Origin of the sequence: Serratia sp. G204Y, assembly GCF_051172435.1 — a bacterium.
In the GTDB taxonomy this organism is placed as follows: domain Bacteria; phylum Pseudomonadota; class Gammaproteobacteria; order Enterobacterales; family Enterobacteriaceae; genus Serratia; species Serratia sarumanii.
The window spans coordinates 1191567-1203941 of sequence record NZ_JBPIZA010000001.1; the positions used below are offsets into that span (position 1 = coordinate 1191567).

Annotated in this window: 11 protein-coding genes; 8 read left to right on the forward strand and 3 right to left on the reverse strand. The window is 61.8% G+C overall.

Annotated elements, in window-relative coordinates:
• Nucleotides 1–62 precede the first annotated feature (62 nt).
• Complete coding sequence (locus tag ACSBQQ_RS05800; protein ID WP_060426124.1) at nt 63–413, forward strand: DUF1428 domain-containing protein; 351 nt, start codon at nt 63–65, stop codon at nt 411–413.
• A gap of 11 nt (nt 414–424) precedes the next feature.
• Nucleotides 425–898: a VOC family protein gene (locus ACSBQQ_RS05805; protein WP_048321599.1), complete on the forward strand. Its 474-nt coding sequence runs from the start codon at nt 425–427 to the stop codon at nt 896–898.
• Here the strand turns inward: ACSBQQ_RS05805 and ACSBQQ_RS05810 are convergent.
• Nucleotides 895–1077 carry a hypothetical protein gene (locus ACSBQQ_RS05810; RefSeq protein WP_154632416.1) on the reverse strand — a complete coding sequence of 61 codons (183 nt, stop codon included), beginning with the start codon at nt 1075–1077 and terminating at the stop codon, nt 895–897. The two genes, ACSBQQ_RS05805 and ACSBQQ_RS05810, sit on opposite strands and share 4 nt — an antisense overlap.
• Before the next feature lie 81 nt (nt 1078–1158).
• Here ACSBQQ_RS05810 and ACSBQQ_RS05815 point away from each other — a divergent pair, with 81 nt between their 5' ends.
• The 3 genes from ACSBQQ_RS05815 to ACSBQQ_RS05825 all read left to right on the forward strand — a co-directional run bounded on the left by ACSBQQ_RS05815 (nt 1159) and on the right by ACSBQQ_RS05825 (nt 5426).
• The gene (locus ACSBQQ_RS05815; protein ID WP_033653114.1) at nt 1159–2502 is read left to right on the forward strand and encodes a D-serine ammonia-lyase; all 1344 of its coding nucleotides are present in this window, start codon (nt 1159–1161) and stop codon (nt 2500–2502) included.
• Between the two features lie 385 nt (nt 2503–2887).
• Nucleotides 2888–4243: an MFS transporter gene (locus tag ACSBQQ_RS05820; RefSeq protein WP_033648372.1), complete on the forward strand. Its 1356-nt coding sequence runs from the start codon at nt 2888–2890 to the stop codon at nt 4241–4243.
• Between the two features lie 4 nt (nt 4244–4247).
• On the forward strand, nt 4248–5426 hold the full coding sequence (locus ACSBQQ_RS05825) for a 4-hydroxybenzoate 3-monooxygenase (RefSeq protein ID WP_060428031.1): 1179 nt from the start codon (nt 4248–4250) through the stop codon (nt 5424–5426).
• Between the two features lie 70 nt (nt 5427–5496).
• Here the strand turns inward: ACSBQQ_RS05825 and ACSBQQ_RS05830 are convergent, their stop codons facing one another.
• Both ACSBQQ_RS05830 and ACSBQQ_RS05835 read right to left on the reverse strand, forming a co-directional pair.
• Complete coding sequence (locus ACSBQQ_RS05830; protein ID WP_086556920.1) at nt 5497–6933, reverse strand: 6-phospho-beta-glucosidase; 1437 nt, start codon at nt 6931–6933, stop codon at nt 5497–5499.
• A 130-nt stretch (nt 6934–7063) separates the two neighbouring features.
• Entirely contained in the window at nt 7064–7798 is a 735-nt protein-coding gene (locus tag ACSBQQ_RS05835) for a MurR/RpiR family transcriptional regulator (protein ID WP_060428033.1), read from the reverse strand.
• A gap of 486 nt (nt 7799–8284) precedes the next feature.
• On the opposite strand from ACSBQQ_RS05835, the gene ACSBQQ_RS05840 reads away from it, so the two are divergent.
• From ACSBQQ_RS05840 to ACSBQQ_RS05850, 3 genes are read left to right on the forward strand one after another with little or no spacing between them, the layout of a single operon-like run.
• The gene (locus tag ACSBQQ_RS05840; protein ID WP_060428035.1) at nt 8285–8758 is read left to right on the forward strand and encodes a (2Fe-2S)-binding protein; all 474 of its coding nucleotides are present in this window, start codon (nt 8285–8287) and stop codon (nt 8756–8758) included.
• The gene (locus ACSBQQ_RS05845; protein WP_060428037.1) at nt 8755–11013 is read left to right on the forward strand and encodes a xanthine dehydrogenase family protein molybdopterin-binding subunit; all 2259 of its coding nucleotides are present in this window, start codon (nt 8755–8757) and stop codon (nt 11011–11013) included. Before ACSBQQ_RS05840 ends, ACSBQQ_RS05845 begins: the two co-directional genes overlap by 4 nt.
• A 27-nt stretch (nt 11014–11040) precedes the next feature.
• The gene (locus tag ACSBQQ_RS05850; protein ID WP_060428039.1) at nt 11041–12339 is read left to right on the forward strand and encodes a c-type cytochrome; all 1299 of its coding nucleotides are present in this window, start codon (nt 11041–11043) and stop codon (nt 12337–12339) included.
• The last annotated feature ends 36 nt before the right edge of the window (nt 12340–12375 follow it).

Consider the following 12375-nt stretch of genomic DNA (forward strand, 5'->3'; position numbering starts at 1 on the left):
GGGCGCGGACTACTTTGCCCGCGCTGAACCGACTGTCCTTAATCAGACAAGAGGATATCAGAATGAAATACGTAGACGGGTTTGTGGTGGCGGTGCCGGCCGCCAATAAGGAGGCATATCTCCGGTTGGCGGCCGCAGCGGCGCCGCTGTTTAAAGAGTTTGGCGCCACGCGCGTCGTGGAGTGCTGGGGCGATGATGTGCCCGACGGCAAACTTACCGACTTTCGCGGCGCGGTGAAGGCGCAGGAAGGCGAAGTGGTGGTGTTCAGCTGGATAGAGTACCCCTCCAAGGCGGTGCGCGACGCCGCCAACGAGAAAATGATGAACGATCCGCGTATGAAGGCGCTGGGCGAGATGCCGTTTGACGGCAAGCGCATGATCTTTGGCGGGTTCGCGCCGATCCTCGATACCTGAAGGAGGCGCCGATGGCCAGAATTACGCAACATCTGTGGTTTGAAAAAGACATGGAGGCGGCGCTGAATTGCTATGTCGCGCTGATCCCCGGTTCGTCCGTGAACTGGTTTTCCGATCTGCCGGCGGATACGCCGAGCGGCCCGGCCGGCAGCGTGAAGCTGGCTTCCTTCACCCTGGGCGACCAGCGCTATGCGGCGATCGAAGCCGGGCCGTTGGATCCGTTCAACCACAGCTTCTCCGTGATGGTGGAATGCGACGATCAGGCGGAGGTCGACCGGCTGTGGGACGCGTTGTGCGTGGGCGGCGAGGCGGAGCAGTGCGGCTGGCTGCGCGATCGCTGGGGGGTGTGCTGGCAGATCGTGCCGCGGCGCCTGACCGAACTGATGAACGATCCCGACGCCGCCCGCGTGCGGCGGGTCACGGAAGCGATGCTGCTGATGGGCAAAATCGACATCGCCGGCCTGGAAGCGGCGGCGCGGGGTTAGCGGATAAAAGATGCATCGAGAGCGCAGCACTTAACGCATCGGCGCTGGTTTCCCTCGGTATTCCCGGCGGCACTGCCGCGAAAACCGGCGGTGCGCCGATTTTGCCGGGCGTGGCGGGTATTCTGATCTGGTTTGGCGTCGCGGCCGGGTAGCGCCGCGCTTGCATCAATCTGTTGCATCTCAAGCTCAGTATTTATCATTTGTCAGCCGCCGGCGTTCGCGGCATGGTGACGGCAACGCCAAATCAGTCAGGGACACTTATGCAAAAATCACAGATTCAACCGTGGGTTGCGCAGCACCCGCTGTTGCAACGAATGGTCGCCCTCGAGCCTATCACCTGGTTCAATCCGCGCGCGACAACGCTGGCCGCAGGCTTGCCCCATGTCGGCCTGACCGCCGCCGACGTCGCCGCCGCGGAGCAACGCCTGGCGCGCTTTGCGCCTTATCTCGCCGTGGCCTTCCCGGAAACCCGGCCGACAAAGGGGATCATCGAATCCGAGCTGGTGGCGATCCCCGCCATGCAGCAGGCGTTGGACCTGCGCTATGGGCTGCGGCTTGGCGGGAAGCTGCTGCTGAAAAAGGACAGCCATCTGCCGATCTCCGGCTCAATCAAGGCGCGCGGCGGCATTTACGAGGTGCTGACGCATGCGGAGACGCTGGCGCTGGAGGCGGGGCTGCTGCAGATCGGCGACGACTACGCCCGGCTGTTTTCCGACGAGTTTCGCCAGTTCTTCCGCCAGTACCGCATCGCCGTCGGTTCGACCGGCAACCTGGGGCTCTCTATCGGCATCATCAGCGCCCGACTGGGGTTTGACGTCAGCGTCCACATGTCGGCGGATGCGCGGGCATGGAAGAAGCAAAAGCTGCGCGACAACGGCGTCACGGTGGTGGAGTACGCCGAAGATTACGGCGTGGCGGTCGAGCAGGGGCGCAAGCAGGCGGCGAGCGATCCGCGCTGTTTCTTTATCGATGATGAAAACTCGCAAACCCTGTTTCTCGGCTACGCGGTGGCCGGCGGCCGCCTGAAGCGGCAGTTTGACCAACAGGGCATCGTGGTGGACGCACAGCATCCGCTGTTCGTGTATCTGCCGTGCGGCGTCGGCGGTGGGCCGGGCGGCGTGGCGTTTGGCCTCAAGCTGGCCTTCGGCGACCATGTTCACTGCGTTTTCGCCGAGCCGACCCATTCGCCCTGCATGTTGCTCGGCGTTTACAGCGGGCTGCACGACGGCATTGCGGTGCAGGATCTTGGCATCGATAACCGCACCGCAGCGGACGGGCTGGCGGTGGGACGCGCCTCCGGCTTTGTCGGGCGGGCGATGGAGCGCCTGTTGAGCGCATTTTACACCCTGAGCGACGAAGAGATGTTTGCGCTGCTCGGGCTGTTGGACAAGCACGAACATCTTCAGCTGGAGCCGTCCGCGCTGGCCGGCATGGCCGGGCCGTGGCGCGTTGCGGCCCAGGCGCGGCAGCTCAGCGAGCAAGGCGTGAGCACAGAGAGCCTGGCGCAGGCGACGCACCTGGTGTGGGCGACCGGTGGCGGCATGGTGCCGCCGGCGGAAATGGCGAAGTACCTCGCCGCCGGGCAGGCGTCTCTGAGTCAATAAGGGCGTTTCTTGCGCTCGCTCCCTTTTTAGGGGGCGAGCGCCGTTCGAAAAGCGTCTGTGCCTTCAGGCCGATGGTCAGCGCCAAACAGGGCAGTGGCAATGTTTCTGAAATGTTAATTGAATCACAAACCCTCATTCTGTGGTAACGGCAAAAATAACCCCATCCCATTAATAGTAAATAAAATTATTTTATTTACCGTCCTCTGATGTTCGTTTATCGCACGCTTATTGTTTTAACAATATTGAAGCATTCGCCGTGGGGTGGTTTGATTTAATTGTCGATTAACGAACTATGTTCCGATAATCGCACAAATTAACCCTCTTGCCGGTACGCAGCCGGTTGTTCTGTGCGGTGAGGGTTGCCGCACCCCCTGAGGAGCAAGCCATGCCACACGATAACAACGTAGAAATCCGAGGGTTTATCGATGACCAGCCATTTTCTCGCTACCAGTGGTTGATACTGGTTTTGTGTTTCTTGGCGGTAGCGCTGGACGGCTTCGATACCGCCATTATCGGTTTCATTGCCACGTCGCTGGTGCAGGAATGGGGAATAGAAAAAACCTCTCTGGGGCCGGTGATGAGCGCTGCTTTGGTCGGCCTGGCGGTGGGCGCGTTGGCCGCCGGGCCGTTGGCGGACCGTATCGGGCGTAAGAAAGTGCTGGTGATCTCGCTGCTGCTGTTCGGCGGCTTCAGTTTGTTGACCGCCTTCGCCGGCTCGCTGTCGACGTTGACGCTGTTGCGTTTCCTGACCGGGCTGGGATTGGGGGCGGCCATGCCCAATGCCGCCACGCTGATGTCGGAATATGCGCCTCAGCGCTGCCGGGCTCTGATGGTGAATCTGATGTTTTGCGGTTTTCCTCTCGGATCATCGCTGGGCGGTTTTTCTTCCGCCTGGCTGATCCCGCATTTCGGCTGGCAGAGCGTGATGGTGCTGGGTGGCGTTATGCCGCTGCTGCTGGCGCTGGTCTTGATCGCCGCCTTGCCCGAATCCGCGCGCTTTATGGTTGCGCGCGGCTATGCCGCACAACGCATCGCCAAAGTGTTGAAGCGCATTGCGCCACTGCCAAAGACGCCGCATTTCATGTTGCAGGAAGAGGGGCAGATAAAGGCGGCCTCGCCGCTGGGGATGATTTTTTCCCGTCGCTATCTGCTGGGCACCTTGATGCTGTGCCTGACTTACTTTATGGGGTTGATGATTTTCTATCTGCTGACCAGTTGGCTGCCCCTGTTGATCCGTGAAACCGGCGCTTCCGTCACGCAGGCGTCGCTAATCACCGCGCTGTTTCCGCTCGGCGGGGGGCTCGGCGTATTGATTATCGGTTGGTTGATGGATCGCATGAACCCGCACAAGGTGGTGGCCGTCGGCTATTTGCTCACCGGCCTGTTCGTCGGCATCATCGGCTTTGTCTATAGCTACCCGCCGCTGATGGCGATCACGGTGTTCATCGCCGGCACCTGCATGAACGGCGCGCAGTCATCCATGCCGGCCCTGGCGGCCGGATTTTATCCCACCCAGAGCCGGGCGACCGGCGTGGCATGGATGCTCGGTCTCGGGCGTTTTGGCGGCATTCTGGGGGCGATGAGCGGTGGTGCGCTGATGCAGATGCAGCTGTCGTTCAGCACCATATTCACACTGCTGGCCATCCCGGCGCTGATCGCGGCGCTGGCGTTGATCGCCAAGCACCTTTCCGGCTACCCGGCGCTGCCGGCGCCGCTCAATAAAAATGCTGTGAGGGAATAATACTATGCGCACACAGGTTGCGATAATCGGCGCCGGCCCGGCCGGCTTGATGTTGTCTCATCTGCTGCATCTGCATGGCGTGGAATCGGTGGTGTTGGAAACGCGCAGCCGGGCGGCGGTGGAATCGACCATTCGCGCCGGGGTGCTCGAACAAGGGACGGTCGATCTGCTCAACCAGGTCGGATTGGGAGAGCGGATGCGGCGGGAAGGGGCGCGGCATCAGGGGATCCGGCTGGCATTCGGTGGCCGTCAGCACCGCATCGATCTGGCGGGATTGACCGACCGCGCCGTCACCGTTTATGCCCAGCACGAAGTCTTGAAAGACCTGATCGCCGCGCGTGTGGCGGCGCAGGGGCAACTGTTTTTCGAGGTGGAGCAGGTTGAATTGAAGGCGCTGGACAGCGCACAGCCCGAGGTTCACTACCGTCACGGTGACCAGCCGCGCCAGCTCCGCTGCGACTTCGTCATCGGATGCGACGGATTCCACGGCATCAGCCGCGCGGCGATGCCCGGCGGGCTGCGGCAGGATTACACCCGCATCTATCCGTTCGGCTGGTTCGGCATTCTGGTCGAAGCGCCGCCGTCCAGCGACGAGCTGATCTACGCCTGCCATCCGCGCGGCTTTGCGCTGATCAGCACCCGTTCGGCCGGCGTACAGCGCATGTATTTTCAGTGCGATCCGGCGGAACAGGTCGATCAATGGTCGGACGATCGCATCTGGCACGAACTGGAACAGCGGCTGGAAAACCATGAAGGCTGGGCGCTGAAAAAGGGCCGTATCTTCCAGAAAAACGTGGTCGGCATGCGCAGCTTCGTTACAGAACCGATGCGCTACAGAAGCCTGCTGCTGGCGGGCGACGCGGCGCATATCGTGCCGCCGACCGGCGCCAAAGGGCTGAATCTGGCGATGGCCGATGTCTGCCTGTTGTCCCAGGCGCTGGAGACGTTTTACCGGCGAGGCGACTGGCAACGGCTGGACGAGTACAGCGACACCGCTTTGCAGCGGGTCTGGCGCGCAGAGCATTTTTCCTGGTGGATGACCCACATGCTGCATACCCGTCGGGACGACACGCCTTTCGAGCATCGGCTGCAACTGTCAGAATTGCAGTACACGGTGAAATCGCGCAGCGCCATGACGATGCTGGCGGAGAATTATGTCGGGGCGCCATTCCCGGCACTATAAGCGAAAATGCCCATGCCGTGAGGCATGGGCGGCGTGCGGCGAGCAGGGCCACCTGATTGCCTGCGTGCGGTTACAGCTGTTCGCCGTTGCTGGCGATCACCCGGCGGTACCAGTCGAAGCTCTTCTTGCGCGAGCGCTCGAGCGTGCCGGTGCCGTCGTCGTGTTTGTCGACGTAGATGAAGCCGTAGCGTTTGCTGTACTCGCCGGTGGTGAACGACACGCAGTCGATGCAGCCCCACGGCGTGTAGCCGATCAGGTCTACGCCGTCTTCAATCACCGCTTTCTTCATTTCTTCGATATGGGCGCGCAGATAGTCGATGCGGTAGTCATCGTTGATCCGGCCGTCCGCTTCCACCTTGTCGAAGGCGCCGAAGCCGTTCTCCACGATAAACAGCGGCTTCTGATAGCGCTCATACAGCACGTTCAGCGAATAGCGCAGCCCGACCGGATCGATCTGCCAGCCCCAGTCGGAGGCCTTGACGTGCGGGTTCGGCACGTTGCCCGGGAAGCCGAACATGCCGTCGCTGCCGTCCACCGCGTTAGCCTGCAGGGCGTTGCTCATGTAATAGCTGAAGCCGATGTAGTCGGCGCAGCCCTCGCGCAGGATCTGCGCGTCCTGCGGCTGCATCTCTATCTTCAGCCCTTTGCGTTCCCAATCGCGCAGCAGGTAGCTTGGGTAGTAACCGCGCATCTGCACGTCGGTATACAGATAGCGTTGGTGCATCGCCTCGACGGCGTACATCACGTCGTCCGGCTTGCAGGAGTACGGGTAGAACGGCACGCAGGCCAGCATGCAGCCGATCTTGAATTCCGGGTTGATCTGATGGCCGAGTTTGACCACCTGCGCGCTGGCGACGAACTGGTGGTGCAGCACCTGATACAGCGCCTGTTCCGGGTTGTCTTCCCGGGTGTAGTCCACGCCGGAGCAGCAGTAGCCGAACAGCGGATAACGGTAGTTGCTCTGGTTGTTGATCTCGTTGAAGGTCATCCAGTACTTCACTTTTTCGCGGTAGCGGCGCATCACCACCTCGCTGAAGCGCACGAAGAACTCCACCACCCGGCGATTTTTCCAGCCGCCGTAGGCCTTCACCAGATGGTAAGGCATTTCGAAGTGCGACAGGGTGATCACCGGCTGGATGCCGTATTTCAGCAGTTCGTCGAACAGGTCGTCGTAAAACTGCAGGCCGGCTTCGTTCGGCGCCGCTTCGTCGCCGTTCGGGAAGATGCGCGTCCAGGCGATCGAGGTGCGGAAGCATTTGAAGCCCATCTCGGCGAACAGCGCCACGTCCTGCTTATAGCGGCCGTAGAAATCCACCGCTTCGTGGTTGGGGTAGCGATAGCCGTCGAGCACGCCGTCGGTCATCACGCGATCCACGCCGTGCGAGCCGCCGGACAGCACGTCGGCGATGCTTGGCCCTTTACCGCCCCGATCCCAACCGCCTTCAACCTGGTGCGCGGCGACCGCGCCCCCCCACAGAAAATCCTTCGGCAACTGTTTCATCGTCAATATCTCATCGGTTTATTTAATGAAGGGTAATAACGCTGCGTTGAGAATAGAGTAGCAAGAGCGAAAGAAATGTCACGATATAACAAATCACCGTGGAAAGTGATTTGTCACAATAAAAAAACAGCCTGTTTTATTTGGCCGAATTAATATGCCCAAGCCGTTTGCCGATGGTTTCAATAATGTAAAGCACGGGGATCTGCGTGGTGATATTGTGATGCCCGCCGATCAAATGCTGCGGAACGTGGTAGGAGAGGTTGAAGTCCGCCAGCCGCGCCAGCGAAGAGGTTTCGTTGTTGGTAATGCTGATGATCTTGCAGTGGTGCAGGCTGAACTGGCTGGCCAGCCGCAGGATCTCTTCGGTTTCGCCGGTAACCGACAGCACGATCGCCACCGCGTTTTTATACATGTCGCTGTTGACGGGATAATAAGGATCGTCGATGTGAGTGCTGAATTTCCCAACGTTGGAAAAAAAGCGCGCGCCATATTTCCCCAATGCGCCTGAGGTGCTGATGCCGACGAAAATAATTCGCTCGGCGGCGGCGATATGCTGCACCGCCTGATCGATCAGCTGATTAAACTCATCGTTGCTGACGCTTTTAAAAAAGCTGAGGATTTCGCCGATGCCGGAATCGACCGGCGGCGCATCGTTCTGTTCGAGATACAGCTTGAAACGGATGCGAAATTCCGAATAGCCATCACAGCCCATTTTCTTGCAAAACCGCAGCACGGTGGTGGTGGACACGCCGGCGGCCTCGGCCAGCTCGCGGATGGTCATGTACATCACTTGATTCTTGTGTTTGCTGACGTAGTTATAAACCATCAGCTCCAGGGCGTTGAGCTCGGCGATTGCTTTATGGGTAAACATGAGTCGGTCCGGCGGCTGAAAACGGGAAGCTTATCTGCGGCTTAACATAGCAAAATTCACCGCCGCTGGCACTGCCGGGCAAAAAGAAAAGCCGCACCAGTCAGGCGCGGCCCAGGGTTCACGACGAACAAATAAAGCAAAACGTTCCGGAAGACATGCCATGAAAACGCGTTTCATCACACCGGGTTAGCATAAGTCAGCGGATCCCGGCGGCAAAATGCCGGTTTCTGCTTTCTAAAGTGAAAGATCGGCAAAGTTATGGCGTCGAGGCCGCGTTGGCGAACGCCAATAATCACGGGCTGCAATCATAAAACCGAGCTTATCTATAGGAAATTTATAGAAAATACCCACTTTTCGTTAAAGCCACGACGGCTACATTCCCTTAACATTATCAAGCCTTTTGATGATAATTATTAGCACGCTGCGAAATTATTCATCGCAGTGATGTTACGGATTAAATCCGTTTGCTTAAGGGATAGTTTCACCATGGAAATCAATGTTAACGGCCGGGTGGTTCCACTCGGCGATATCTCGCCCGAGACCCCGCTGCTGCATGTTTTACGCAACGATCTGCAATTGAACGGCCCCAAATACGGCTGCGGCCTGGGGGAGTGCGGCGCCTGCACGGTGCTGATCGACGGCGTCGCCGCACGCTCCTGCTCAATGCCACTGTCCGCCGTAGGAAACAAATCCGTCACCACGCTGGAAGGCCTGGGCACCGCGGAAGCGCCGCATCCGGTACAGCAAGGGTTTATCGATGAGCAGGCGGCGCAGTGCGGTTACTGCGCCAACGGCATGATCATGACGCTGGTCGCGCTGTTCGAACGGGAGCCGCAGGCCGACGAACAAACCATCAAGAAAGAATTGGCCTACAACCTGTGCCGCTGCGGCACGCATATCGAGATCTTGCACGCCGCCGAGCGCGCCCGCGATCTGCTGGCCGCGCGGAGGCAAGCATGAGCCGCCTCGAACTGACCCGCCGCCAGCTGCTGCAGGCCGGCGGTGTGGTGATGGTCAGCAGCCTGCTGCCTGCGCCATTGAGCGCCTTCGCCGCCGAGGCGGTTGCATCGCCCGCCGATCTGCCGCTGGATCGGGTGGACAGCTTTATCAGCCTTACCGCCGACGGCCGGGTAACGGCGTTCAATGGCCACGTCGATCTGGGCACCGGCATTCGCACCGCGCTGGCGCAGATCGTCGCCGATGAAATTTGCGTGCCGTTCGAGCAAGTCACGATGATCCTTGGCGATACGCAACGCACGCCGGATCAGGGGCCGAGCATCGCCAGCGCCACCCTTCAGGTGACGTCGGTACCGCTGCGACAGGCGGCGGCGCAGGTGCGGTGCCTGCTGACGGCGCTGGCGGCCAAAGCCTTCGAACTGCCGGCCGAACAGCTGACGGCGGCGGCGGGGCAGGTATTTGTGACCAGGAACCCAGGGCGATCGCTGAGCTATGCGCAGCTGGCGAGTGGGCAAAATCTGCACGTGATGCTGGATAAAAACGTGCAGCTGAACAGCGAACGGCAGAACCGCTATGTGGGCCGCGCCGTGCCCCGGGTCGATATTCCGGCCAAAGTGAGCGGTGGGCTGACCTACGTCCACGACCTGCGCTTGCCCGGCATGCTGCATGGCCGGGTGGTGCGTCCGCCATACGTAGGCGCCGACAGCAGCGCGCCGTTGGGCGGCGGCCTGCTGTCGGTGGATGAAAGCTCGATCGCGCACCTGCCGGGCATCGTGAAACTGGTGGTGATCAACGATTTCATCGGCATCGTGGCCGAGCGCGAGGAGCAGGCGATCGCCGCCATGCGCCAACTGAAAACCGAATGGAAACCTTGGGCCGGGTTGCCGGATCTGTCGCCGGAAGCGCTGCCCGCCGCGCTGGAGGCCAATCCGAAAACCGACCGCGTGCTGCGCGACGACGCGGGCACTGACGCCGCGCTGGCATTGCTGCATACCGCAGTGCAGGCCGACTATGTCTGGCCTTACCATCAGCACGCCTCGATCGGCCCTTCCTGCGCGGTGGCGGAAGTCAAAGACGGGCGGGCGCAGGTGTGGTCCGGCACGCAAAACCCGCACGATCTGCGCAAAGACATCGCCAGGCTGCTCGAGCTGCCGCCTGGGCAGGTGCACATCACCCGCATGGAGGCCTCCGGCTGCTATGGCCGCAACTGCGCCGACGACGTCTCGGCGGACGCGGCGCTGCTGGCGCGGGCCACCGGCCGGCCGGTGCGCGTGCAGCTGATGCGCGAACAGGAATCAGGCTGGGAGCCGAAGGGCACCGGCCAGCTGATTCGGGTGCGCGGTGGCCTCGACGCGCAAAACCGGGTGGCGGCCTACGAATTGAAAACCAGCTACCCCTCCAACAATGCCGTGACCTTGCCGCTGGTGCTGACCGGCAAAGTGGCCAACCGGGCCGACGTGCAGCAGATGGGCGATCGCACCGCCATTCCGCAATACGAGTATCCGCACATGCGGGTGATCTGCCAGGACGCCGCGCCGATCGTGCGGGCTTCGTGGATGCGCGGCGTTTCGGCGCTGCCCAACGTGTTCGCCCATGAGTCCTGGATCGACGAGCTGGCATGGCGCGCCGGCGAGGATCCGATCGCGTTTCGTTTGCGCTATCTGAACGATCCGCGCGCGGTGGCCTTGATTGAAGCGCTGAAACGGCAGGCGAACTGGCAAGACGGCCCGGCGCATCGCTCGCGCGCCGCCGGCGCCGAAGTGGTGAGCGGCCGCGGCTTCGCTTACGCGCGCTATTTCCACAGCAAATTCCCCGGCTTCGGCGCCGCCTGGGCGGCCTGGGTGTGCGATCTCAGCGTCAACCGCCGCTCCGGGCAGATCACGCTCGATAAAATCTTCGTGGCGCATGACTGCGGCCGCATGATCAACCCGGCCGGGGTGCGCCATCAGGTGCACGGCAACGTCATCCAGTCCGCCAGCCGGGTGCTGAAAGAGTTCGTGACCTTCAACAAGACGGGGGTGACGTCATTGGACTGGGGCGGCTATCCGATCCTGCGTTTCGACGAGCTGCCGCAAATCGATATCCAACTGATCGATCGCCCGGAGGAAGCGCCGATGGGCGCCGGAGAATCCGCCTCGGTGCCGAGCGCGGCGGCGATCGGCAACGCGCTGTTTGACGCGCTCGGCGTGCGGCTGCGCGAGGTGCCGTTTACGCCGGCGCGGGTGCTTGCCGCGCTGCGCGCCCAGGCCGGCCATTAATCCCCGTCACGAACAAGGACAGCAAAGATGAGTAAGATGAAAAAGATCGCCGGGTGGGGCGGGGTTACGGTGCTCGCCGTGGTGGTGGCCGGCGTTGTCGCCAGTTGGCAACCGGAAATCGCGCCGCTCGCCGCCGACGCGACGAACAGTTTTAGCGAGGCGCAGATTGCGCGCGGCAAAACGCTGGCCGATCTCGGCGATTGCGCGGTGTGCCACACCCGTTCGGGCGGTGAGCGCAACGCCGGCGGGTTGGCGATGGCGATCCCCTTCGGCACCATTTACACCACCAACATCACGCCGGACGTGGAAACCGGCATCGGTAGCTGGAGCTACGCGGCGTTTGAACGCGCCATGCGCCACGGCGTCGATCGCCAGGGCCGCTACCTTTATCCGGCGTTTCCCTATACCGCCTTTACCCGCACGAGTGACGACGATCTGCAGGCGCTGTACGCCTACCTGATGTCGCAACCGCCGGTCAACTATCGGCCGCCGGCCACCGATCTGCACTTTCCGTTCAATATCCGCCAGGGCATCTTCGCCTGGAACCTGCTGTTCCTGACGCCGGGCGCGATGCAGGAAAACCCGGCCCAAAGCGCCGCCTGGAACCGCGGCGCTTATCTGGCCGAAGGGCTGGGGCACTGCAGCGCCTGCCACTCGCCGCGCAACGTGTTGTTCGGCGAGAAAACCGGTAGCGACCACCTGGCCGGCGGCGTGGCGGAAGGCTGGATGGCGCCGGCGTTGACCGGCCGCTCGCCCGCGCCGCTCGATTGGACGCAGCAGGATCTGGTCGATTTCATGCGTACCGGCTACTCGGCCAACCACGGCGTGGCCGCCGGCCCGATGGCGCCGGTGATCGAAGAAGGGTTGTCCCGCTTGCCGCAGGCCGATCTGCAGGCGATCGCCGTCTATCTGCGCAGCTATCATCCTGAAACGGCGGCGGGCGCGACGGCGGCCACGTTGAACGCTAAGGCAGAGCGGCAGGTGGAGCCCCTGAGCTCGCAAGGCGCGCGGCTGTTTTCCGGCGCCTGCATGGCTTGTCATGCGCAGGAAAAGGGCGCGCAGATGGCGGGGGTGCGGCCTTCTCTGGCGCTGAACACCAACCTGTTCGCCGAGGCGCCGGACAACGCCATTCGCGTGGTGCTGGATGGCATACAGCGGCCGGCGAACGCCGAACTGGGCTATATGCCGGGCTTCCGCCATAACCTGGATGACGCGCAGATCGCCATCCTGCTCAACTATCTGCGGCAGCACTACGCCGGTCAGGCACCGTGGCCCGATCTGACCGCGCAGGTCAGCCGTTTGCGCGCCGAAACCGCGCAGAAATAGCCGTCGGGGGCTGGACAGCCGCGTCGCGTTGGCGAC

Excerpts from the sequence above, each read along its gene's own strand:
- ACSBQQ_RS05800 (WP_060426124.1), top strand. The coding sequence starts at position 63 with ATGAAATACGTAGACGGGTTTGTGGTGGCGGTGCCGGCCGCCAATAAG.
- ACSBQQ_RS05805 (WP_048321599.1), top strand. The coding sequence starts at position 425 with ATGGCCAGAATTACGCAACATCTGTGGTTTGAAAAAGACATGGAGGCG.
- ACSBQQ_RS05810 (WP_154632416.1), bottom strand. The coding sequence starts at position 1,077 with ATGCAACAGATTGATGCAAGCGCGGCGCTACCCGGCCGCGACGCCAAA.
- ACSBQQ_RS05815 (WP_033653114.1), top strand. The coding sequence starts at position 1,159 with ATGCAAAAATCACAGATTCAACCGTGGGTTGCGCAGCACCCGCTGTTG.
- ACSBQQ_RS05820 (WP_033648372.1), top strand. The coding sequence starts at position 2,888 with ATGCCACACGATAACAACGTAGAAATCCGAGGGTTTATCGATGACCAG.
- ACSBQQ_RS05825 (WP_060428031.1), top strand. The coding sequence starts at position 4,248 with ATGCGCACACAGGTTGCGATAATCGGCGCCGGCCCGGCCGGCTTGATG.
- ACSBQQ_RS05835 (WP_060428033.1), bottom strand. The coding sequence starts at position 7,798 with ATGTTTACCCATAAAGCAATCGCCGAGCTCAACGCCCTGGAGCTGATG.
- ACSBQQ_RS05840 (WP_060428035.1), top strand. The coding sequence starts at position 8,285 with ATGGAAATCAATGTTAACGGCCGGGTGGTTCCACTCGGCGATATCTCG.
- ACSBQQ_RS05845 (WP_060428037.1), top strand. The coding sequence starts at position 8,755 with ATGAGCCGCCTCGAACTGACCCGCCGCCAGCTGCTGCAGGCCGGCGGT.
- ACSBQQ_RS05850 (WP_060428039.1), top strand. The coding sequence starts at position 11,041 with ATGAGTAAGATGAAAAAGATCGCCGGGTGGGGCGGGGTTACGGTGCTC.